This window comes from Ralstonia flatus (genome assembly GCF_958439105.1).
Classification (GTDB): Bacteria; Pseudomonadota; Gammaproteobacteria; order Burkholderiales; family Burkholderiaceae; genus Ralstonia; species Ralstonia flatus.
The window spans coordinates 582,462-603,249 of the sequence record NZ_CAUDLI010000001.1; the positions used below are offsets into that span (position 1 = coordinate 582,462).

Annotated in this window: 21 protein-coding genes; 13 read left to right on the forward strand and 8 right to left on the reverse strand. The window is 64.9% G+C overall.

Annotated features, from left to right (window positions below; translation table 11 throughout):
* Positions 1-292 precede the first annotated feature (292 nt).
* From R2676_RS02780 to R2676_RS02820, 9 genes are all read left to right on the forward strand, one after another.
* Positions 293-1,792 (forward strand): FAD-linked oxidase C-terminal domain-containing protein, encoded by a 1,500-nt coding sequence (locus tag R2676_RS02780; protein ID WP_206274258.1) that lies wholly within the window; start codon positions 293-295, stop codon positions 1,790-1,792.
* Between the two features lie 17 nt (positions 1,793-1,809).
* Complete coding sequence (locus tag R2676_RS02785) at positions 1,810-2,754, forward strand: ion transporter (protein ID WP_206274259.1); 945 nt, start codon at positions 1,810-1,812, stop codon at positions 2,752-2,754.
* A gap of 22 nt (positions 2,755-2,776) precedes the next feature.
* The gene (gene glcE / locus R2676_RS02790) at positions 2,777-3,910 is read left to right on the forward strand and encodes a glycolate oxidase subunit GlcE (RefSeq protein WP_206274260.1); all 1,134 of its coding nucleotides are present in this window, start codon (positions 2,777-2,779) and stop codon (positions 3,908-3,910) included.
* A 26-nt stretch (positions 3,911-3,936) separates the two neighbouring features.
* Positions 3,937-5,181, forward strand: a complete 1,245-nt coding sequence (gene glcF, locus R2676_RS02795) for a glycolate oxidase subunit GlcF (RefSeq protein WP_206274261.1) — start codon at positions 3,937-3,939, stop codon at positions 5,179-5,181.
* A gap of 53 nt (positions 5,182-5,234) precedes the next feature.
* Positions 5,235-5,612, forward strand: a complete 378-nt coding sequence (locus R2676_RS02800; protein ID WP_027680596.1) for a CidA/LrgA family protein — start codon at positions 5,235-5,237, stop codon at positions 5,610-5,612.
* On the forward strand, positions 5,609-6,340 hold the full coding sequence (locus R2676_RS02805; RefSeq protein WP_147214276.1) for an LrgB family protein: 732 nt from the start codon (positions 5,609-5,611) through the stop codon (positions 6,338-6,340). Before R2676_RS02800 ends, R2676_RS02805 begins: the two co-directional genes overlap by 4 nt.
* Before the next feature lie 171 nt (positions 6,341-6,511).
* On the forward strand, positions 6,512-6,907 hold the full coding sequence (locus tag R2676_RS02810) for a VOC family protein (protein WP_027680594.1): 396 nt from the start codon (positions 6,512-6,514) through the stop codon (positions 6,905-6,907).
* A 67-nt stretch (positions 6,908-6,974) separates the two neighbouring features.
* Positions 6,975-7,454, forward strand: coding sequence for a cupin domain-containing protein (locus R2676_RS02815; protein WP_027680593.1), 480 nt, complete (start codon positions 6,975-6,977; stop codon positions 7,452-7,454).
* A gap of 52 nt (positions 7,455-7,506) precedes the next feature.
* Positions 7,507-8,205 (forward strand): helix-turn-helix transcriptional regulator, encoded by a 699-nt coding sequence (locus R2676_RS02820; RefSeq protein WP_027680592.1) that lies wholly within the window; start codon positions 7,507-7,509, stop codon positions 8,203-8,205.
* 24 nt (positions 8,206-8,229) lie between these two features.
* Here the strand turns inward: R2676_RS02820 and R2676_RS02825 are convergent, their stop codons facing one another.
* The 3 genes from R2676_RS02825 to R2676_RS02835 form a co-directional block, all read right to left on the reverse strand.
* Positions 8,230-8,727 carry a glutathione peroxidase gene (locus R2676_RS02825; protein WP_027680591.1) on the reverse strand — a complete coding sequence of 166 codons (498 nt, stop codon included), beginning with the start codon at positions 8,725-8,727 and terminating at the stop codon, positions 8,230-8,232.
* Between the two features lie 95 nt (positions 8,728-8,822).
* Positions 8,823-9,962, reverse strand: a complete 1,140-nt coding sequence (locus R2676_RS02830) for a PilT/PilU family type 4a pilus ATPase (RefSeq protein ID WP_206274262.1) — start codon at positions 9,960-9,962, stop codon at positions 8,823-8,825.
* 66 nt (positions 9,963-10,028) lie between these two features.
* On the reverse strand, positions 10,029-11,072 hold the full coding sequence (locus R2676_RS02835) for a type IV pilus twitching motility protein PilT (protein ID WP_206274263.1): 1,044 nt from the start codon (positions 11,070-11,072) through the stop codon (positions 10,029-10,031).
* 122 nt (positions 11,073-11,194) lie between these two features.
* Between R2676_RS02835 and R2676_RS02840 the strand changes: the two genes are divergently transcribed.
* Together R2676_RS02840 and proC are read left to right on the forward strand one after the other, a co-directional pair.
* A complete protein-coding gene (locus tag R2676_RS02840) occupies positions 11,195-11,911 on the forward strand; it encodes a YggS family pyridoxal phosphate-dependent enzyme (RefSeq protein WP_206274264.1) in 717 nt (238 codons plus the stop codon).
* 30 nt (positions 11,912-11,941) lie between these two features.
* Positions 11,942-12,766: a pyrroline-5-carboxylate reductase gene (gene proC / locus R2676_RS02845; protein WP_206274265.1), complete on the forward strand. Its 825-nt coding sequence runs from the start codon at positions 11,942-11,944 to the stop codon at positions 12,764-12,766.
* 67 nt (positions 12,767-12,833) lie between these two features.
* Here proC and ubiA read toward each other — a convergent pair whose 3' ends face one another.
* The 5 genes from ubiA to R2676_RS02870 form a co-directional block, all read right to left on the reverse strand.
* The gene (ubiA, locus tag R2676_RS02850; RefSeq protein ID WP_206274266.1) at positions 12,834-13,709 is read right to left on the reverse strand and encodes a 4-hydroxybenzoate octaprenyltransferase; all 876 of its coding nucleotides are present in this window, start codon (positions 13,707-13,709) and stop codon (positions 12,834-12,836) included.
* 67 nt (positions 13,710-13,776) lie between these two features.
* Entirely contained in the window at positions 13,777-15,942 is a 2,166-nt protein-coding gene (katG, locus tag R2676_RS02855; protein WP_206274267.1) for a catalase/peroxidase HPI, read from the reverse strand.
* 127 nt (positions 15,943-16,069) lie between these two features.
* Positions 16,070-16,570, reverse strand: a complete 501-nt coding sequence (locus R2676_RS02860) for a Dps family protein (protein WP_027680580.1) — start codon at positions 16,568-16,570, stop codon at positions 16,070-16,072.
* Between the two features lie 173 nt (positions 16,571-16,743).
* Entirely contained in the window at positions 16,744-16,986 is a 243-nt protein-coding gene (locus tag R2676_RS02865) for a hypothetical protein (protein WP_027680579.1), read from the reverse strand.
* Positions 16,987-17,301: 315 nt separating this feature from the next.
* The gene (locus R2676_RS02870) at positions 17,302-18,249 is read right to left on the reverse strand and encodes a LysR substrate-binding domain-containing protein (RefSeq protein WP_027680578.1); all 948 of its coding nucleotides are present in this window, start codon (positions 18,247-18,249) and stop codon (positions 17,302-17,304) included.
* A 151-nt stretch (positions 18,250-18,400) separates the two neighbouring features.
* Between R2676_RS02870 and R2676_RS02875 the strand changes: the two genes are divergently transcribed.
* Both R2676_RS02875 and R2676_RS02880 read left to right on the forward strand, forming a co-directional pair.
* On the forward strand, positions 18,401-19,567 hold the full coding sequence (locus R2676_RS02875) for a metallophosphoesterase (RefSeq protein WP_206274268.1): 1,167 nt from the start codon (positions 18,401-18,403) through the stop codon (positions 19,565-19,567).
* A 191-nt stretch (positions 19,568-19,758) separates the two neighbouring features.
* A complete protein-coding gene (locus tag R2676_RS02880) occupies positions 19,759-20,778 on the forward strand; it encodes a diguanylate cyclase domain-containing protein (protein WP_206274269.1) in 1,020 nt (339 codons plus the stop codon).
* Positions 20,779-20,788 lie beyond the last annotated feature (10 nt).

A 20,788-nucleotide genomic window follows, 5' to 3' on the forward strand; every position in this document is an offset into this window, starting at 1 on the left:
GCTGACTGTATTTGCCTCACGCGTGAGGTATCCGAACCTCAGATTCGAAACTTTTAGTGTGAAGGTCGGTGTTTTGAACCCCGCCGCTGGTAGTCAAAGGCTCGATCGTGAACGTCGGACCTCCACCAACGGGCGGCGAAACCCTGCTGCACCGCGATGAACCGCATTGGCCGCCCCGGCGAGCCAAATTCATCGCCGCAAAAGTCCTTAACACGCCGCGCGGCGCGGCGGCCGGGCTATAGTGCCTCCCACCCCGGCCACCGCTGGCGGGCAGAACCATGAGAGACACCCCATGAATGCGCCATCGTCGTCGTCCGCCACCGCCCGCGATCTGACCGCCCTGCAGGCCGAGCTGACCGCCGCGCTGTCCCAGATCGTGTCCGACGACGCGCTGCTCTGGGAGCGCGAAGACACCACGCCGTATGAATGCGATGGCCTCGCCGCCTACCGGCAGGTGCCGCTGGCCGTGGTGCTGCCGGATACCGAAGCGCAGGTCGTCGAAATCCTGCGCGTGTGCCACCGCATGGGCGTGCCCGTGGTGCCGCGCGGCGCAGGAACAAGCTTGTCGGGCGGCGCGATGCCCACCCCGGGCGGGCTGGTCCTCTCGCTGGCCAAGTTCAAGCGCATCCTGAAAGTCGACCCCTACACGCGCACGGCGGTGGTCCAGCCTGGCGTGCGCAACCTTGCCATCTCGGAAGCCGCCAACCCGCACGGGCTGTACTACGCGCCCGATCCGTCGTCGCAGATCGCCTGCACCATCGGCGGCAACGTGAATGAAAACTCGGGCGGCGTGCACTGCCTGAAATACGGCCTGACCGTGCACAACGTGCTGCGCGTGCGCGCCGTGATGATGGACGGCGAGGTCGTCGAATTCGGCAGCGAAGCGCCCGACGCCCCCGGCCTCGACCTGCTGGCCACGGTGATCGGCTCAGAAGGCATGCTGGCCGTGGTGACCGAAGTGACCGTGCGCCTGATCCCCAAGCCGCAACTGGCGCAGGTGATCATGGCGAGCTTCGACGATGTGGAATCGGGCGGCAACGCCGTGGCCGACGTGATTGCCGCGGGCATCATCCCGGCCGGGCTGGAGATGATGGACAAGCCGGCCACCGCCGCCGTGGAGGAATTCGTCTGCGCCGGCTACGACCTGGACGCCGCCGCCATCCTGCTGTGCGAATCCGACGGCACGCCCGAAGAAGTGGCCGAAGAAATCGCGCGCATGAGCGAAGTGCTGCGCGCCTCGGGTGCTACGCGGATCCAGGTCTCGCAAACCGAAGCCGAGCGCCTGAAGTTCTGGAGCGGACGCAAGAACGCCTTCCCGGCAGCCGGGCGCATCTCGCCGGACTACTACTGCATGGACGGCACCATCCCGCGCAAGCACATCGGCACGCTGCTGCGACGCATCCAGGCGATGGAGCAGAAGTACGCCCTGCGCTGCATCAACGTGTTCCACGCCGGCGACGGCAACATGCATCCGCTCATCCTCTTCAACGGCGAAGACCAGGACGAATGGCATCGCGCCGAACTGTTCGGCTCCGACATCCTCGAGACGTGCGTGGAATTGGGCGGCACCGTGACGGGCGAACACGGTGTGGGCGTGGAAAAGCTCAGTTCGATGTGCGTGCAGTTCTCGACCGAAGAGCGTGACGCCTTCCTGCGCGTGAAGGCGGCGTTCGACCCGGCGCGTTTGCTGAACCCCGACAAGGCCATCCCCACGCTCGCGCGCTGCGCCGAATACGGCAAGCTGCACGTGCGCAACGGCCTGCTGCCGCATCCCGACCTGCCGCGCTTCTGAAGCCGCTCAACGTTGTCATGAGTCAGAACCCCGCCCGTACCAGCCGATGGCATGCGCATAACACGCGGCTGGCGGCGTACCTCGGCAAGCCTGAAGAGGACGGCTGGCGCGGGCGTTGGTACGTCATCATCTTCGAAGCCGAAACGCGCGCAGGCCGGCAGTTTGACGTCACGCTGCTGATCGCCATTCTCGCCAGCGTCCTGGTGGTGATGCTCGACAGCCTGCCCAGCGTGCACGAACGCATGGGCACGCTCTTCACCGTTGTCGAATGGCTGGCCACGCTGCTGTTCACGGCGGAATACGCCATGCGCATCCTGGTGGTACGCAAGCCGTGGCGTTATGTGCTGAGCTTCTACGGCATCATCGATTTCGTCTCGATCCTGCCGACATGGCTGGCGATCTTTGCGCCTGAAATGGCATATCTGATCGACGTACGACTGCTGCGTTTGCTGCGCGTGTTCCGTGTGCTCAAGCTCACGATCTACTTTGAAGAAGCCCAGATCCTGCTGCGCGCGCTGGTCAACGCCCGGCGCAAGATCTTCGTGTTCCTGGGCACGGTGTTCATCATCACCATCATCCTGGGCACGGTGATGTACGTCGTGGAGGGGCCGCAGCATGGCTTCACCAGCATTCCGGTCAGCATGTACTGGGCGGTGGTCACGCTCACCACCACGGGCTTCGGCGACCTCGTGCCAAAAACTCCGCTGGGCCAGTTCATCACGTCGATGACCATCCTGCTCGGCTACAGCATCATCGCGTTCCCCACCGGCATCATCGGCGCGGAACTGGTGAACACCATGCGCGACGGTTCGTCCTCAACCCCGAGCCCGACCCCACCCTCGCCGTCGACGCGCGCCTGCACCGCGTGCACGTTCGACCGTCACGACATCGACGCCGCATTCTGCAAGCGCTGCGGCACCAGGCTTCCGCTTCACCCCACCGAGACCGCGCCCAGCCAGTGAGCTGCGCACCCGAAGGTTCGCCATGCCAAGCACGCCAGACACCGCCCTTTCGCCAACGCTCGCACGTTTTCGCGACGCCATTGCGCACGCGGCCGACAGCCACACGCCGCTGACCTTGCGCGGCGGCGGCACGAAAGATTTCTACGGCCGCGCCCCGCAGTCCAACGGCACGGTGCTCGACACACGCGAATGGTCCGGCATCGTCGACTACGACTGCGCCGAACTCGTCGTCACCGCGCGCAGCGGCACGCCGCTCGTCGAGATTGAAGCTGCGCTGGCCGAGCACAAGCAGATGCTGGCGTTCGAGCCGCCGCACTTTGCTGCGAATGGCCAACAGGCCACCGTGGGCGGCGCGTTTGCATCGGGCCTGTCCGGGCCGCGCCGGCAGTCGGTGGGCGCATTACGCGACTTCGTGCTCGGCGCCGTCGTCATGGATGGCCGCGGCGACGTGCTGAACTTCGGGGGCCAGGTCATGAAGAACGTGGCCGGCTACGACGTCTCGCGCCTGATGGCGGGCGCGCTCGGCACGCTGGGCCTGATCGTGCAGGTGTCGCTCAAGGTGCTGCCGATGCCGTTCTGCGATGCAACGCTGCGCTTTGCCATGGCGCAAGGCGAGGCCATCGACACCCTGAACCGCTGGGGCGGCCAGCCGCTGCCGATTGCGGCGTCTGCGTGGATCGACGGTGCGCTGTGGGTGCGCCTGAGCGGTGCCGATGCGGCGGTGCGCGCAGCCATCGCCAAGCTTGGCGGCGAGCGTGTTGACGACGCAGAAGCGGCGGCGTTCTGGCGCGACCTGCGCGAGCAATCGCATGCGTTCTTCGCGCGCGCCGTGCAAGGCGGCCTCCCGCTGTGGCGCATCGCCCTGCCCCCTGGCACGCCGCCGCTGGCGCTGGGCCATGCGTCGGCCGATGAGCAACTCGTCGAATGGGGCGGCGGCCAGCGCTGGTGGATCGACACCGCCAACACCTCCGCGGACGTCATCCGCGATGCAGCACGCAAGGCCGGCGGCCACGCCACGCTGTTCCGCAACGGCGACCGCACCAGCGACATCTTCACGCCCGTCGCCGCGCCGTTGATGGCCGTGCACAAGCGCCTGAAAGACAGCTTCGATCCGCACGGCATCTTCAACCCGGGCCGCCTGTATTCAGCGTTCTGACTGCCGACTTCTAACGCAAGCCCATCATGCAAATCACGCTCGCGGCGTTCCTGCGCAACACCCCCGACGGCGAAGAAGCCCAAAGCATCGTGCAGAAGTGCGTGCACTGCGGTTTCTGCACCGCCACCTGCCCGACCTACCAACTGCTCGGCGACGAACTGGACGGCCCGCGCGGGCGCATCTACCTGATGAAGCAGGTGCTGGAGGGCCAGCCCGCCGGCACCGCGACGCGCCTGCACCTGGACCGCTGCCTGACCTGCCGCAACTGCGAATCGACGTGTCCGTCCGGCGTGACCTACGGGCGCCTGGTCGAGATCGGTCGCAAGATCGTAGACGACCAGCTCGACGCGAAAGGCGAATCACGCCCCCTCGGCGAACGCGCCATACGCTGGGCGCTGCGCGAGGGCCTGACGCGGCCGGCGCTGTTCGGCTCCGCGCTCAAGCTCGGACAGGCGGTGCGGCCGATGTTGCCGCCGGTGCTGCGCAACAAGGTTCCGGCGAAGCAACCCCACGCCGGCGTGCGGCCAAGCACGGCGCACGCACGCAAGATGCTGCTGCTGGAAGGCTGCGTACAACCCGCCATGTCGCCCAATATCAATGCCGCCACGGCGCGCGTCTTCGACAAGCTGGGCGTGCAGCTCATCAGTGCAGACCGTGCGGGCTGCTGCGGAGCGATCCGCTATCACATGAACGACCATGCGGGCGGCCTCGGCAACATGCGCGCCAACATCGACGCGTGGTGGCCGCACATCGAGGCGGGCGCCGAGGCCATCGTCATGACGGCCTCCGGCTGCGGCGCGATGGTCAAGGAATACGGCCACCTGCTGCGCGACGACCCGGCCTATGCCGAGCGCGCGGCACGCGTGTCCGCCATGACGCGCGATCTGTGCGAGGTGCTGCCGGCGTTTTCGCAGCAGCTTCTGCAGAAGGCCAAACCCGAAGCGCAACGCCCGCGCGTGGCGTGGCACCCGCCGTGCACGCTGCAGCATGGCCAGCAGATCCGCGGCGCGGTGGAAACACTGCTCGGCTCGCTGGGTGTGGACGTCAAGCTCTGCGCCGACAGCCACCTGTGCTGCGGCTCGGCGGGGACGTATTCGGTGCTGCAACCGGAGCTCGCCTACCGGCTGCGCGACGACAAGCTCGCCAAGCTGCAAGCGACGCAGCCCGAGCGCATCGTCACCGCGAACATCGGCTGCGTCACGCATCTGCAAAGCGGCACCGACACGCCGGTCGAACACTGGATCGAGCTGGTCGACCGCATGCTGGTCTGAAACGATCGCACCCCGAGTTCTATACTTGGCGCTTCGTTTTGCCCGGAGGCCCCATGCTGCAAACCTTCGCGATCCTGTTGACGTTCCAGTCAGTGGGTGAGCTGTTGACGTATTCGATGCACCTGCCGGTGCCCGGCCCGGTGATCGGCATGGTGCTGCTGGTCATCTACCTGCTGGTGGACAAGGGCCGCGTGCTCGAAGTCATGCAGGGCACCGTGAGTGAACTGCTCCGGCACCTGACCATCCTGTTCGTGCCGGCCGGCGTGGGTGTCATGACGCAACTGAACCGCATTGGGCAGGAATGGCTGCCGATCGTGGTGGCGACTGTCGTATCGACGTGGCTGTCGATTGCCGCGGGTGCGCTCGTCACTCGCGCGCTGATGCGCCGCATGGGTGACCACGGCGAAGCCCACGAGGAGCTGGCCCCATGAACGCGATGGCTCCGAACCTGCATCAACTCTGGGTCTACCTGGCCGCCAGCCCGCTGCTGGGCCTGACCGCCACGCTCATCGCCTACCTGATCGGCGTGCGTCTGCATGAGCGCAGCCGCTTCAATCCGATGGTCAATCCGCTGCTGATTGCGGTCGTCATCCTCGGCACGCTCCTGACACTCACGGGCACGCCTTACAAGACCTACTTTGACGGCGCGCAGTTCGTGCACTTCCTGCTGGGGCCCGCCACGGTGGCGCTGGCGGTGCCGCTGTTTCAGCAATGGGCGAAGCTGCGCCGCCACGCGTTGCCGCTCATGGCCGGGCTGCTTGCGGGGTCGGTCGTGGCGGTGGTGTCTGCCGTGGGCATCGCGTGGCTGTTGGGCGCATCGCCGGAAACGCTGCGCTCGATGGCGCCGAAATCGGTGACGATCCCGATCGCCATGGGCATCTCGGAGAAGATCGGCGGCGCGCCGACCATCACGGCAGTACTGGTGCTCATTACCGGCATTGTCGGCGCGACAACCACGACGCGGCTGCTGAACCTGCTGCGCGTGCGTGAGTACAGCGTGCGGGGCTTTGCCACCGGCATTGCGGCGCATGGCATTGGCACCGCGCGCGCATTTCAGGTCAATCCGGAAGCCGGTGCGTTCTCGGCGCTGGGCATGGGCCTGAACGGCGTGCTGACAGCGGTGCTGGTGCCGCTGCTGGCGGGCTGGATTCCCCACTGAGCCGCCTTCCCCCTCCGCCCGGCATTCACTGCCTGGGCAACCTGCAATACGATCCTCAATCCTCCTGAATGCTCCTGACAGAACGCTGTCAGGAGCCCCCCGCCAGAATCGCTCCACCTTAACCGGCAACGGCACTCCGAACCGCCTGAGCCACCTACCGGAGCGAACACCATGGCAAGCGTCATCAACTGGTTTGAAATCCCCGCCAACGATTTCCCGCGCGCGGTGAAGTTTTACGAGAACGTCTTCGACACGCAGCTCAAGCAGGAAGACATGGGCGACCTGACCATGGGCGTGTTTCCGGCGGGTGAGACGACCATCCACGGCGCGCTGGTGAAGGGCGAGGGCTTTGCACCGTCCGACAAGGGCAGCGTGGTCTACCTGAACGCGCCCAACCTGGATGCCGTGCTCGAGCGCGTGAACGGCAGCGGTGGCCAATGCGTGTTCGGCCCCATGACGCTGCCCGACCACATGGGCCGCATCGCCCACATCGTCGACACCGAAGGCAACCGCGTCGGCCTGCACGAGCCGGATGCCAAGACGCAGGCGTACCTGCTGCAGCAGTAACGGCAGTAACGCCCCCCAAGGCCGGTGCGCGGGCGCCGGCCTTCACCATGAGACAGAGAAGAACACCATGCCGAGCCAATCCCCGTATCTGATGCGTGCCGCCGATGTCACCGCGCGCACGCAGTCGTTTTCGCACCCCTGGAACAGCCTGTCGGAAATTCACGGCACGATGATGGGCCGGCTGCTCGGGCTCAAGCGCACCGGCGTGAACTTCGCGCGCGTGCCGCCGGGCAAGGAGTCGTTCGTCTATCACTCGCACCAGCGGGAAGAGGAATGGATCTACATCCTTTCCGGCGAAGCGCAAGCCGAGATCGACGACAACATCTTCACCGTGCGCAGCGGCGATTTCATGGCCTTCCCCACAGGCGTCGCGCACCACCTGCGCAACTGCGGCAAGGAAGATCTCGTCTACCTGTGCGGCGGCGAACATCTCAACATCGAGATTGCCGATTTCCCACGACTGGGCAAGCGCATGCTGCGCCGTGGCGAGCAGGTCGACATCGTCGACATCCACCCGCAGCGCGAGCTGACGCCCTTCGGCGCGTAGGGGCAGGGCCTGTCGTCCTATGCGGATTGCGCACGGCAAGAAGCCCACTACAATGCCGCGCATGACCCGCCGCGCCGACCGCCTGTTCCAGATTGCCCAGATCCTGCGAGGCCGCCGTTTGACCACGGCGGCGATGCTGGCCGACCGCCTCGGCGTATCGGAGCGCACGGTGTATCGGGATATCCGCGATCTGTCTGTCTCGGGCGTGCCGATCGAAGGCGAAGCCGGCATCGGCTACCGCATGCGTGCCGGCTACGACCTCGCGCCGCTCATGTTCACCGCCGACGAAGTCGAAGCGCTGGTGGCCGGCGCGCGGATGATCAAGGCGTGGAGCGGCGGCACCATGGCCGACTCGGTGGAAGCGGCGCTGGAAAAGCTGATGGGCGCCCTGCCCGCCGAACGCCGCGCCGAAGCCGAGACCACACGCATCTTCGCGCCGGGCTACGGCATGGGCAGCGAGGTCAAGCAGGTGTTCGATACGCTGCATGCCGCGCTGGGCCGCCACGCCGTTGCGCGGCTGTCCTACCGCGACGCGCAGGGCCAGTTGACCGAACGCTGCATCCAGCCGCTCGGCCTGTTCTTCTGGGGGCAAGTCTGGCTGGTGGCCGCCTGGTGCGAACACCGTCAGGACTACCGCACCTTCCGCCTCGACCGCTGCGTCAAAGTGGACATTCTGGAGCGCCACTTTGCCGAATCCGCCGAGCGCTCCCTGGCGGACTTCATGCGCAAGGTGCGAGGCTCGTCGGATTAACGACCGTAACCGACGAACCCAACGTCAGGCGGGATCGGGCTCCGCCAGCAGCCGCTCGATATCGCCGGCAATCTCTTCCGGCTTGGTCATCGGCGCATAGCGCTTGTAGACCGTGCCGTCGCGGCGCAGCAGGAACTTGGTGAAGTTCCATTTGATGGCTCCGATGCCGAGCACGCCGGGCTTTTCCGAGGTCAGCCACTTGTAGAGCGGATGCGCGCTCGACCCGTTCACGTCGATCTTGCCGAACATGGGGAACGAGACGCCGTAGTTCTTCTCGCAGAAGGCGCCGATTTCATCTTCGCCGCCCGGTTCCTGCTTGCCGAACTGGTTGCACGGAAAGCCGAGCACTTCCAGCCCCTTGTCGTGCAGCCGCTTGTACACCGCCTCCAGCCCCGCGTATTGCGGCGTGAATCCGCACTTGCTGGCCGTGTTCACGATCAGCAGGACCTTGCCCTTGTACTGCGACAGCGGCACGCGCTGGCCGGTCAGCGAATCGGCCTCGAATGCATACACGTCAGTCATGGCTGCTCTCCTGATGGTTGAAAACGGTGACCGCCGAGACCGGGCAAGCCTTGCGGGCTGCAATTCACCTCAAACGATGTAGCGCCTGCGCCACATCAGACGACATTCAGATGCTCGGTGCCGGCCGACAGGTCGGTCTGGCCGCCCCGCTTGCTGTGCAGCTTGATCTGCAAGCGCAGATCGTTGAGCGAGTCCGCATTGCGCAGCGCATCCTCGTAGGTGATCTTGTTCTGTTCGTACAGCTCGAACAGCGCCTGGTCGAACGAGATCATTCCCTGCTCGCGGGATTTCTTCATGACTTCCTTCAGCTCGTGCACCTCGCCCTTGAAGATGAGGTCTTGCACGAGCGGGGTCGCCAGCATGATCTCGACGGCCGGTACGCGCCCCTTCTTGCCCTGACGCGGCAGCAGGCGCTGCGCGATCATCGCGCGAAGGTTCAGCGACAGGTCGATCAGCAGCTGCTGACGCTTCTCTTCCGGGAAAAAGTTGATGATGCGGTCGATCGCCTGGTTCGAGCTGTTGGCGTGCAGCGTGGCGAGGCACAGGTGGCCGGTTTCCGCGTACTGGATGGCGTATTCCATCGTGTCGCGATCCCGGATTTCGCCGATCAGAATCACATCCGGCGCCTGGCGCAGCGTGTTCTTCAGCGCCACATGCCACGACTCGGTATCCACGCCCACCTCGCGCTGCGTCACCACGCAGTTCTGGTGCGCGTGCACGTATTCCACCGGGTCTTCAATGGTGATGATGTGGCCGTACGAATTCGCATTGCGATAGCCCACCATCGCCGCCAGCGAGGTCGACTTGCCCGAGCCCGTGGCGCCCACGACGATCACGAGGCCGCGCTTGCTCATCACGATCTCGTTCAGGATCGGCGGCAGGTCCAACTCGCCCAGCGTCGGGATCTTCGTATTGATGGTCCGCAGCACCATGCCGGCGCGGCCCTGCTGCATGAACGCCGACACGCGGAAACGCCCGGCACCCGGCGCCGAGATGGCGAAGTTGCATTCCGAGCTGTCTTCGTACTCGCGCAGCTGCTTCTCGTTCATGATCGACTTGACCAGACCGAGGGCCTGCTGGGCATTCAGCGGCTGCTGAGAGATCGGCGTGACCTTGCCGTCCACTTTGATCGCGGGCGGAAATTCTGCCGTGATGAACAAGTCCGAGCCACGGCTGTTCACCATCAACTGCAAGAGTTCGTGGATGTATTTGGTGGCGGCTTCGCGGTCCAGCATGGCGTGCCCCTCCTGGAAAGAATTGGAAAGCGCGCTGACGTATCGGTCAGCGTATCAGTTCGCGAATCAGTTCACGAACGCGTCCGGGTTCTTGGCGATGGCGCGGGCGTCTGCGTAGTTGATCGCCGAGCGCTTGATCAGCTCCGACAGGCACTGGTCGAGCGTCTGCATGCCCATGCCGCTGCTCGTCTGCATCATCGAGTACATCTGCGAGATCTTGTTCTCGCGGATCAAGTGACGGATGGCCGGCGTGGCGATCATGATTTCGTGCGCCGCAATCCGGCCCGACCCGTCGCGCGTCTTGAGCAGCGTCTGCGAGATCACCGCCTCCAGCGATTCGGAAAGCATGGTCCGGACCATCTCCTTTTCGTCCGACGGAAACACGTCGACGACCCGGTCGATGGTCTTGGCTGCCGAGCTGGTGTGCAGCGTGCCGAACACCAAGTGGCCGGTTTCTGCTGCGGTGAGCGCCAGGCGAATGGTTTCAAGATCACGCAATTCACCGACCAGCACCACGTCCGGGTCTTCACGCAGTGCCGACTTCAGCGCATTGGCGAACGAGTGTGTATGGGGCCCGAGTTCACGCTGGTTGATCAGGCTCTTCTTCGATTCGTGCACGAATTCGATCGGGTCCTCCACCGTGAGGATGTGGCCCATGTCGTTTTCGTTGCGGTGGTTGACCATCGCGGCAAGCGTGGTCGACTTGCCCGAGCCGGTCGGGCCCGTGACGAGCACCAGGCCGCGCGGCTTCATCGCCAGATCGGCAAACACGGCCGGCGCCTTCAGGTCATCCAGGGAAAGCACCTTCGACGGAATCGTCCGGAACACCGCCGAAGCGCCGCGGTTCTGGTTGAACGCGTTGACCCGGAAACGCGAGAGGCCGGGGATCTCAAACGAGAAGTCGACTTCCAGGTTTTCTTCGTAGACCTTGCGCTGGCCGTCGCTCATGATGTCGTACACCATCGAGTGCACATCCTGGTGCGTGAGCGGGGGCACGTTGATCCGGCGCATGTCGCCGTGGATCCGGATCATCGGCGGCAGTCCGGCCGACAGGTGCAAGTCCGACGCCTTGTTCTTGGCGGAAAACGCCAGAAGCTGCGCGATGTCCATCTTATAATGACCCCCGACTTTTTTATGTCGCCCGGGCGTCGCAATGGCGCCTCCAGACGCGCTCCGAGCCGTTGTTTTGACGTGCCGGAACCTTGTTTATTTGTAACAAACGTCGCCGGATTATGTCTGTAATCGCCGCCAACTTGCAAGCCGTGCGTCAACGGATCACAACGGCCTGCACACTGGCTTCGCGCGATGCTGCGGGTGTCACATTGCTGGCGGTTTCCAAGACGTTCGACGCCGATGCCGTACGCACCGCGCATGCCGCCGGGCAACGCCTCTTCGGCGAAAACTACGTGCAGGAAGGCATCGCCAAGATCGACGCGCTAGCCGACCTGCGCACGGGCCCCGACCCGATCCGGTGGCACTTCATCGGCCCCCTGCAGAGCAACAAGACGCGCGCCGTGGCCGAACAATTCGACTGGGTGCACAGCGTCGATCGCCTGAAGATCGCCGAGCGCCTGTCGGCCCAGCGCCCGGACACCCTGCCGCCGCTGCAAGTCTGTCTCGAGATCAACATCAGCCGGCAGGCCAGCAAGTATGGCCTGCTGCCCGATTTCGACGAGGTGCTTGCCGTGGCACGGGCCGTCTCGTCCCTGCCCCGCTTGCAGTTGCGCGGCCTGATGGCCGTGCCCGAGCCCAGCGATGACCCCGTGGCGCAGCGCAAGCCGTTTGCTGATCTGCGTGCCTTGGCAGGCCGGCTGCGCGAGGCCGGCATCCCGCTCGATACCCTCTCGATGGGCATGTCCGCCGACCTGGAAGACGCGATTGCCGAAGGCGCCACGATCGTGCGCGTCGGCAGCGCCATCTTCGGCGCGCGGCATTACGCCAACGCCTGAATTCCTGTTTCCTCTCACACCACCACTCTCATGCTCGACACTCTGAAACTCGGCTTCATCGGCGGCGGCAACATGGCGGCGGCCCTCATCGGCGGCCTGATCGCCAAGGGCGCGCACGGCGGCAACATCGTGGTGGTAGACCCGACTGAACCCGCCCGCAGCCGCGCTGAGCAGACCTGGGGCGCCCGCACAGCCGCCGCTCCGGGCGCCGACCTGGCCGACCGCGACGTGATCGTGCTGGCAGTCAAGCCGCAGCAGATGCGCGAGGTCTGTGCGCAACTGGCACCGCATCTGTGCGACAGCCTGGTGCTGTCGGTGGCGGCGGGCATCCGGATCCAGGATCTGTCGCGCTGGCTGAATGGCCATGCACGTGTGGTGCGGGCGATGCCGAATACGCCTGCGCTCTCCGGTCTGGGTATGACCGGCCTGGCCGCCAACGCTGGCTTGTCCGACGCCGACCGCGCGACCGCCAGCGCCATCGCCAATGCCGTCGGCAAGAGCGTTTGGGTGCCCGCCGAAGCGCAGATTGATGCAGTGACCGCCATCTCGGGCAGCGGCCCCGCGTACGTGTTCTATTTCATCGAAGCGATGCAGCAGGCGGCGCAGGAGCTGGGGCTGTCGGCGGAGGATGGGCGCACGCTGGCGGTCGAGACGTTTATTGGCGCGGCCACGCTGGCGGGCCAATCGACCGAGCCGGTTGAGGTGCTGCGCGAGCGTGTGACGTCCAAGGGGGGGACGACCTATGCAGCGCTGACTTCAATGGAAGGGGCTGATATCAAGGCTGCTTTTGTGCGGGCGATGCATGCTGCGGCGGCTCGGGGGAAGGAGATGGGGGAGGAGTTTGGGAGGGATTGAAGCCTTGGTGGTCCATCCCTGTTTCGTACCCTGCCGGGGGCGAAACAAGGGATGCACCACCAAGCCCTTAGCGCAGCAAATACCCCCCCACCACCCCAGCAAACAAACAAGCCCCCAGCCAATTGTTATGCCGAAAAACAAAAAAACACTTCATCCGATCCCGCGTCTGCAGCATCGGGTAATACCAAAGCGACAACGCCACGGCGGCGGCAGATCCAATCCAGTACGCCACGCCTAGCGCCATCACATGGCCAGCCCAGGCCATGATCCCGAAGAAGCCGACGTAGCACAGCATGATCGCCGCCACGTCGTAGCGTCCGAACGTAATGGCCGACGTTTTGATGCCGATGAGCAAATCGTCATCGCGGTCCACCATCGCATACGCGGTGTCGTAGGCGACGGCCCAGAACACATTGCCGGCGAGCATCAGCCACGCCAGCATCGGCACTTGATCCTGCACCGCCGCGTACGCCATCGGAATCCCAAACCCGAACGCAATACCGAGGTACGCCTGCGGAATCGCGAAGAACCGCTTGAAGAACGGATATGTGCCGGCAATCACGATGGCGGCAACCGACATCCACTTCGTCAGCGCATTGAGCGGCAGGATCAGCGCGAAGGCGATGAGCGAGAGCACCGCCGCGACCGCCAGCGCTTCCCACGGGGCGATCAGTCCCGCGGTGATCGGCCGCTCCTTGGTGCGTTTGACGTGCTTGTCAAAGTCGCGATCGGCCCAGTCGTTGACCGCGCAGCCGGCCGAGCGCATCAGGAACGTGCCGACGGTAAAAATCACCACCAGCGAGAGCGGCGGATGACCATCAGCCGCCATCCATAGCGCCCACAGCGTCGGCCACAGCAGCAGCAGCGTGCCGATCGGTTTGTCCATCCGCATCAGGCGCGCATAGAGCACGAGGCGGCTGGGTTGGGCAGCGGACGATTGCATGGAAATCACCAAAAAAAAATGGCGCCTGCACGAGGCAAGGCGCCATTTTAGTCCCGCCGAAAGCAGCTTAGGCGGCGGCCAGATCGAAGCGGTCGAGATTCATCACCTTGACCCATGCGGCCACGAACTCGCTGATGAAGCGCTCCTTACCGTCGGCGCTGCCGAACACCTCGGCCAGCGCACGCAGGATCGAGTTCGAACCGAACACCAGATCGACGCGCGTGCCCGTCCACTTGCGCTCGCCCGTCTTGCGGTCATAGCCCTCGTAGATGTCGCCGGCAGGCTTCCACTCGGTGTTCATGTCGAGCAGGTTGACGAAGAAGTCGTTCGTCAGCGCGCCCGGCGTGCTGGTAAAGACGCCGTGCTGGCTGCCATCCGCGTTGATGTTGATGGCGCGCAGGCCACCGATCAGCACGGTCAGCTCCGGCGCTGTCAGCGTCAGCAGTTGAGCCTTGTCCAGGAGCAGCACTTCGGCCGGCACCGCAAACTGCGTCTTCTGGTAATTCCGGAAACCGTCCGCCACGGGCTCGAGCACCGAGAAGGACGCGGCATCGGTCTGCTCGGCCGTCGCATCGACGCGGCCCGGCGTGAACGGCACGGTGATCGTCGTGCCGGCTGCCTTGGCGGCCAGCTCGATACCAACGCTGCCTGCCAGCACAATCACATCCGCCAGCGAAGCCTTGCCCGAGGCGCGTTGAATTTCCTCCAGCTTGGCCAGCGTGCCGGCCACCGGCTGGTTGACCGCCCAATCGTTCTGCGGCGCCAGGCGAATGCGCGCGCCGTTGGCACCGCCGCGCTTGTCGGACCCGCGGAAGGTCGAGGCAGACGCCCACGCCACGGCAACCAGTTCGGATGCCGACAGGCCGGAAGCGGCAATCTTCGCCTTGAGGTCGGCGATATCGGCCTCGGTCGGCTTGTGTGTAGCGGCCGGCAGCGGGTCTTGCCAGATCAGGTCTTCACGCGGCACTTCGGGGCCGAGGTAACGCGACTTCGGGCCGAGGTCACGGTGCGTGAGCTTGAACCAGGCGCGCGCAAAGGCCTCGGCAAACGCCTGCGGGTTGTCCAGGAAGCGGCGCGAAATCTTTTCGTATGCCGGATCGAAACGCAGCGACAGGTCGGTCGTCAGCATCGTGGGCTTGCGCTTGGGCGAGTCGGGCGTCGGGCCTGGAATGATCGCCTCGGCGTCTTTGGCCACCCATTGCAGGGCGCCGGCGGGGCTCTTTTCCTGTACCCATTCGTACTTGAACAGGTTCTCGAAGAAGTAGTTGCTCCATTGCGCGGGCGTCTGCGTCCAGGTGACTTCAAGCCCGCTGGTGATCGCATCCGCGCCCTTGCCTGTGCCAAAGGTGCTGGCCCAGCCCAGGCCTTGCGCTTCCAGCGGCGCGGCTTCGACATCGGCGCCAACGTGGCTCGCCGGGCCCGCGCCGTGAGTCTTGCCGAAGGTGTGACCACCGGCGATCAGCGCGACGGTTTCTTCGTCGTCCATCGCCATGCGGGCGAAGGTCTCGCGGATGTCCTTGGCAGCGGCCAGCGGATCGCCATGGGCGTGTTCCGGGCCTTCCGGGTTCACGTAGATCAAGCCCATCTGTACGGCGGCGAGCGGGTTCGCGAGGTTGCGTTCGCCCGAATAGCGCGTGGCTTCCAGCCACTTGGTCTCGTTGCCCCAGTAGACGTCGTTGTCCGGTTCCCACGTGTCTTCACGGCCGGCGGCAAAGCCGAACGTGCGGAAGCCCATGGTTTCAAGCGCAACGTTGCCGGTCAGGATCAGCAGGTCGGCCCACGAGATGGCCTGGCCGTATTTCTGCTTGATCGGCCACAGCAGGCGGCGCGACTTGTCGATGTTGACGTTGTCCGGCCAGGAGTTCAGCGGTGCAAAACGTTGCTGGCCGCGCCCTGCGCCACCACGGCCATCGCCGGTGCGGTATGTGCCGGCGGCGTGCCACGCCATGCGGATGAACTGGGGGCCATAGTGCCCGAAGTCTGCCGGCCACCAGTCTTGCGAGTCCGTCATCAGGCGGCGCAGATCGGCCTTGAGCGCGTCGTAGTCGATCGCATTGAACGACTTGCGGTAGTTGAAGCTCGACCCGAGCGGATCGGACTTCTCGGAATGCTGGTTCAGCAGGTCAACACGCAGCTGATTGGGCCACCAATCCTTGTTGGCCGTACCGCCACCGAAGGTGTGCGAAGCAGCGGGAGCATGGCCGGAAAACGGGCATTTGGCTTCAGTCGTCATGATTCTCTCGTCTAGGTCATGGGGTTGATGCCGCCCCACCCGCAACACAACGGGCTCGCGGGTGGGGCGCAATTCGCTGCTGTCGAAACGCCTGTCGCAAACGTGGCGAACGGCCGTCCGGTCAGCCTTAAGCCAGGAGCGAACGCAGCATCCACGCGGTCTTTTCGTGAATGTCCATGCGTTGTGTCAGCAGGTCGGCGGTCGGTTCGTCGGCGGCCTTGTCGACGTCGGGGAACAGGCTGCGGGCGGTGCGCGTCACGGCTTCGTGGCCGGCCACCAGTTCACGCACCATGTCCATCGCCTCGGGAATGCCCTTCGATTCCGGAATCGACGACAGCTTGGCGAACTCCGAATACGAACCCGGCGCCGGATAGCCCAGGGCGCGGATGCGCTCAGCCACCGGGTCGACGGCATTCCACAGTTCGTTGTACTGCGTCTCGAACATCAGATGCAGCGTGTTGAACATCGGCCCGGTGACGTTCCAGTGGAAGTAATGCGTCTTCAGATAGAGCGAGTAGGTATCGGCCAGCAGGCGCGACAGGCCTTCTGCGATCTTCTTGCGATCCTTGTCAGCAATGCCGATGTTGATCTGGGCTGCGGCAGGCGCGCCGCTGTTCTTCTTTGCCATCTGGATTCCCCTATGAAGTGGTGTGCAAAAACGCGATGCCGTCCGCTGGATTCAGCGTCGGGCCACGCGTGCTTGGAGCCTTCTTTCGGTTGCCGCTCGCGCAGCAAGTTCCGATCGTCGCATCGTCCTATGACGAAACGCAGAGCGGCTGGCAACCGAGCATCGGCCGGTCATCAGACCGTGAGCTGCACCATACCGTGCAGGAGCACGATCATAGCGCCGGCAGCCACGATGGATAGACCGATCTGCTTGCGCACCCACTTGCGTTGCAGGCGGGCGGATTCAGCCGCGCGTGGGCCGCGGCCACCGGCTGCACTGCCCGGCATGCCGGACAACGTCGGTACCTCTGCGTGCGAGGCGCGCACTGTGCCCGCAAACCCCTGCCACTCCGAAACGAACATCCGCACCATTGCCATGTTTTCTTCTCCTTGCGACCCTGCGCCTTCCTGATGCCCGCACCACTCGCGCGAGCAACTTCGTGCATCCGTCAGGTCAGTGCGATTCACCATAGGCAGCAAGCCATTCCAGCACGGTCGCAACGGTGTTCGAGGCAAGCGGCAAGGACATGACGGGCTCCACGGGGATCGGGCGGTGAGCGATGCACTCACCATGGAACGAAGTCTATCTTTACGCTATTGATGCGTATATTTGATTGTTTTTATCTATCAATTAGGCGTGCGCTATGGCCGTCATGCAGTGACGGCCAACTGACAACTCAGCGGATCAGTGAATCAATGAATCAGCGGCGTGGGCGGCAGCAGCTTGATGCCAGGCAGATCGCATTGCGCGACCGCCTTGGCCACCGCCTCGATTGCGGCGATGCGGGTGAAGCTCTTGCGCCAGGCCAGCACAACGCGGCGGTCGGGCACGGGCTCCTGGAATGGCACGTAGGTCAGCAGATCATTGGCGGCGGGCTGCATGTTCGGCACCGACGTACGCGGCAGCACGGTAATGCCCACGCCGCTGGCCACCATATGTCGGATCGTTTCGAGCGACGAACCTTCGAAAGTCTTCTGGATGCCGTCTGCGTTCTGCGAGAAGCGCGACAGCTCCGGGCACACGCCCAGCACATGGTCGCGGAAGCAATGGCCGTTGCCGAGCAGCAGCATGGTCTGCTGCTTGAGCGCCTCCGGGTCCACCGACGACGCCTTCGCCAGTTCGTGGCCGCGCGGCACCGCCACCACAAAGGGCTCGTCATACAGCGGCACCGTCATCAGGCCGGCTTCGGGAAACGGCTCGGCCATGATGGCGCAGTCGATCTCGCCCTGCTTGAGCAGCTCCACCAGCCGCACGGTGAAGTTTTCCTGCAGCATCAGCGGCATCTGCGGGACGGTGTCGATCATCTGCTTGACCAGCGCAGGTAGCAGGTACGGGCCGATCGTATAAATCACGCCGAGCCGCAGCGGCCCGGCCAGCGGGTCCATCCCCTGCTTGGCGATCTCGCGGATCGCCATCGTCTGCTCGAGCACGCGCTGCGCCTGGGTGACGATCTGCTCGCCGACGGGCGTGACGCTCACTTCCGACGCACCGCGCTCGAAGATCTGCACGGCCAGTTCGTCTTCCAGCTTCTTGATGGCGACCGACAGCGTCGGTTGCGAGACGAAGCAGGCCTCGGCAGCACGCCCAAAGTGGCGTTCCCGCGCGACGGCGACGATGTATTTGAGTTCGGTGAGCGTCATGACGATCAATCGGCTTGAGGATATCGATAGATTTTACCAAGGGACGTGCGATGTTGCTTGCCGTTCGAACGGGTGCCCGGCATTGACAACGCTGCCAATCGCCCCATCTTCCGTGGACACGCCCACCGAGACCCAAAGGAGCCGCCCCAGCATGCGTGATGACGAACCTAACGGCAGCCGATCCCTGCCCCGCGGCAGGCGCCGCTTTCTGACGACGGCCGTGGCGCTCATCGCGGCGCTGCATCTCTATATCGGATGGCGGCTGCTGCCCGACCTGGGCTGGAATGGCGCCGGCTGGGCCGCGGGCATCGTCTTCCTGCTCGTATCGACGGTGATGATCCCCACGGGGATGGCGGCGCGCTTTGTGATCCGGCCCATCTCGCTGGCGGATCGCGTGACGTGGTTTGGCGCGTTGCTGATGGGCCTGTTCTCGTCGCTGCTGGTGCTGACGGTGCTGCGCGACATCGCGCTGATCGTGCTTCCAGACGCCTACCGCCATGATTCGGCGCTGCTTGTCGTCGCCCTCGCCGTGCTGGTCACGTTGATCGGCTACATCAATGCGCGTCGCATTCCGCGCGTGGCGCGGGTGACGGTACCCATTGCGGGCCTGCCGGCGGCGCTGCACGGTTTCACCATCGCGCAGATCACCGATCTGCATGTCGGCCCCACCATCAAGCGCGCCTATGTGGCCGGCGTGGTCGAACGGCTCAATGCACTGCGACCCGATGTGATTGCCGTGACGGGCGATCTGGTGGACGGCGAGGTGGAGGTGCTGCGTCCACACATCGCGCCGCTGGCCGGCATGTCGGCAAGACACGGCGTTTTTGCGGTGACGGGCAATCACGAGTACTACTCGGGCGTTGGCCCCTGGGTCTCGGAGTTCGAGCGGCTTGGCATGCGGGTCTTGATGAACGAGCATGCGGTGCTCGAACACGACGGCGCGCCGCTGGTGATTGCGGGCGTGACTGATTTCAGTGCGGGCAAATTCGACGCGGCGCACACCAGCGATCCGGCCCGGGCGCTCGCCGGGTCGCCGCCCGGGGTGACGCCGACCGTCCTGCTCGCGCACCAACCCCGCACCGCTCCCGCCGCTGCCGAGGCCGGCTTCGACCTGCAGCTTTCTGGGCACACGCATGGCGGCCAGTTCTGGCCGTGGAGCCTCTTTGTCCCGCTGCAGCAGCCTTTTACGGCGGGATTGCACAGGCTGGGACGCCTGTGGATCTACACCAGCCGCGGCACCGGATATTGGGGTCCGCCCAAGCGATTCGGTGCGCCATCGGAGATCACGCTACTGCGCCTGGAGCCAGCGGGGAACTGAACCGCCAAAGGGACGCATCGGCCGGAAAGCCTTACCGCTTCGACGTCGAGCGCGCTGCGAACGCCTCCGGCACCGCTGTGGTGCATACGAAAGTTGTAACGCCGCCTCACACCGGCGACATTTCGATCTATGTCATTCGGTTGACGGGCTAGAATCGCCCGAAACCACAGCCACACCCGCACCGCGCCCCCATGTCGTTCGCTCACCCACCTCTGCAAAACCCCGCCACGCTGCTCGAAATCGTGCGAGCGCAGTCGGAGATCGCCAAGCTGGGCACGGATCTCGGCGCGATCATGGCGCTGGTCACCGAACGGGCACAGCATCTGACATGCGCGACGGGCGCCGTGATCGAATTGGCCGAAGGCGATGAGATGGTCTACCGCGCCACCTCGGGCCTCACCGAAACGCTGCTGGGCCTGCGCCTTGCGCGCAAGGGCAGCCTGTCAGGCCTGTGTGTGCAGACCGGCGAGATCCTGCAGTGCACGGATTCCGAAACCGACGCACGCGTCGACCGCGAAGCCTGCCGCCGCGTGGGTTTGCGCTCGATGGTGGTCACGCCGCTGCGTCATCTCGACACCACGGTCGGCGTGCTCAAGCTGGTGGCGCCGGAAGTCGACGCCTTCGGCGAAAGCGACATCGGCGTGTTGGCGTTGATGTCTGAGCTGATTGCCGCGGCCATGTTCCACGCCGCCAACGCCGAGCGCGATCAGCTGTACCTGCGCGCCACGCACGACGCATTAACCGACTTGCCTAACCGCGCGCTGTTCTATGACCGCCTGCGCCAGTCGATCCATCTGGCACAACGTGCGCGTGGCGGTCTGGGTGTGCTCAACGTCGACATGGACAACCTCAAGCTGATCAATGATCGGCATGGCCACCGCGCCGGCGATGCAGCCATTCGCGAGACCGCCCAGCGCATGGGCCGCACGGCGCGGCGCTCCGACACGGTCGCGCGCGTGGGCGGCGATGAGTTTGCTGTCATCCTGCCCGGCATCGGCGCGCGGGCCGATGCGCAGGCGCAAAGCGAGCGGTTGATGGAAGAAGTGCAGCAGCCGTACGTGTTCGAAGGACAGCCGCTGGACCTTCGCGTCAGCATCGGCATGGCAGTCATGCCCGAAGACGGCACGGAGATCACCGCCCTGCTCGATCAGGCCGATCGCGAGATGTACACCGTCAAGCGCTTGCGCAAGCAGGTACAGCCGGCGCACTGAAGCTTGCGCT

What these genes read in the sequence shown, in the direction of transcription:
- R2676_RS02780 (WP_206274258.1), top strand. Translation starts at nt 293, where the DNA reads ATGAATGCGCCATCGTCGTCGTCCGCCACCGCCCGCGATCTGACCGCC.
- R2676_RS02785 (WP_206274259.1), top strand. Translation starts at nt 1,810, where the DNA reads ATGAGTCAGAACCCCGCCCGTACCAGCCGATGGCATGCGCATAACACG.
- glcE (WP_206274260.1), top strand. Translation starts at nt 2,777, where the DNA reads ATGCCAAGCACGCCAGACACCGCCCTTTCGCCAACGCTCGCACGTTTT.
- glcF (WP_206274261.1), top strand. Translation starts at nt 3,937, where the DNA reads ATGCAAATCACGCTCGCGGCGTTCCTGCGCAACACCCCCGACGGCGAA.
- R2676_RS02800 (WP_027680596.1), top strand. Translation starts at nt 5,235, where the DNA reads ATGCTGCAAACCTTCGCGATCCTGTTGACGTTCCAGTCAGTGGGTGAG.
- R2676_RS02805 (WP_147214276.1), top strand. Translation starts at nt 5,609, where the DNA reads ATGAACGCGATGGCTCCGAACCTGCATCAACTCTGGGTCTACCTGGCC.
- R2676_RS02810 (WP_027680594.1), top strand. Translation starts at nt 6,512, where the DNA reads ATGGCAAGCGTCATCAACTGGTTTGAAATCCCCGCCAACGATTTCCCG.
- R2676_RS02815 (WP_027680593.1), top strand. Translation starts at nt 6,975, where the DNA reads ATGCCGAGCCAATCCCCGTATCTGATGCGTGCCGCCGATGTCACCGCG.
- R2676_RS02820 (WP_027680592.1), top strand. Translation starts at nt 7,507, where the DNA reads ATGCCGCGCATGACCCGCCGCGCCGACCGCCTGTTCCAGATTGCCCAG.
- R2676_RS02825 (WP_027680591.1), bottom strand. Translation starts at nt 8,727, where the DNA reads ATGACTGACGTGTATGCATTCGAGGCCGATTCGCTGACCGGCCAGCGC.
- R2676_RS02830 (WP_206274262.1), bottom strand. Translation starts at nt 9,962, where the DNA reads ATGCTGGACCGCGAAGCCGCCACCAAATACATCCACGAACTCTTGCAG.
- R2676_RS02835 (WP_206274263.1), bottom strand. Translation starts at nt 11,072, where the DNA reads ATGGACATCGCGCAGCTTCTGGCGTTTTCCGCCAAGAACAAGGCGTCG.
- R2676_RS02840 (WP_206274264.1), top strand. Translation starts at nt 11,195, where the DNA reads ATGTCTGTAATCGCCGCCAACTTGCAAGCCGTGCGTCAACGGATCACA.
- proC (WP_206274265.1), top strand. Translation starts at nt 11,942, where the DNA reads ATGCTCGACACTCTGAAACTCGGCTTCATCGGCGGCGGCAACATGGCG.
- ubiA (WP_206274266.1), bottom strand. Translation starts at nt 13,709, where the DNA reads ATGCAATCGTCCGCTGCCCAACCCAGCCGCCTCGTGCTCTATGCGCGC.
- katG (WP_206274267.1), bottom strand. Translation starts at nt 15,942, where the DNA reads ATGACGACTGAAGCCAAATGCCCGTTTTCCGGCCATGCTCCCGCTGCT.
- R2676_RS02860 (WP_027680580.1), bottom strand. Translation starts at nt 16,570, where the DNA reads ATGGCAAAGAAGAACAGCGGCGCGCCTGCCGCAGCCCAGATCAACATC.
- R2676_RS02865 (WP_027680579.1), bottom strand. Translation starts at nt 16,986, where the DNA reads ATGGCAATGGTGCGGATGTTCGTTTCGGAGTGGCAGGGGTTTGCGGGC.
- R2676_RS02870 (WP_027680578.1), bottom strand. Translation starts at nt 18,249, where the DNA reads ATGACGCTCACCGAACTCAAATACATCGTCGCCGTCGCGCGGGAACGC.
- R2676_RS02875 (WP_206274268.1), top strand. Translation starts at nt 18,401, where the DNA reads ATGCGTGATGACGAACCTAACGGCAGCCGATCCCTGCCCCGCGGCAGG.
- R2676_RS02880 (WP_206274269.1), top strand. Translation starts at nt 19,759, where the DNA reads ATGTCGTTCGCTCACCCACCTCTGCAAAACCCCGCCACGCTGCTCGAA.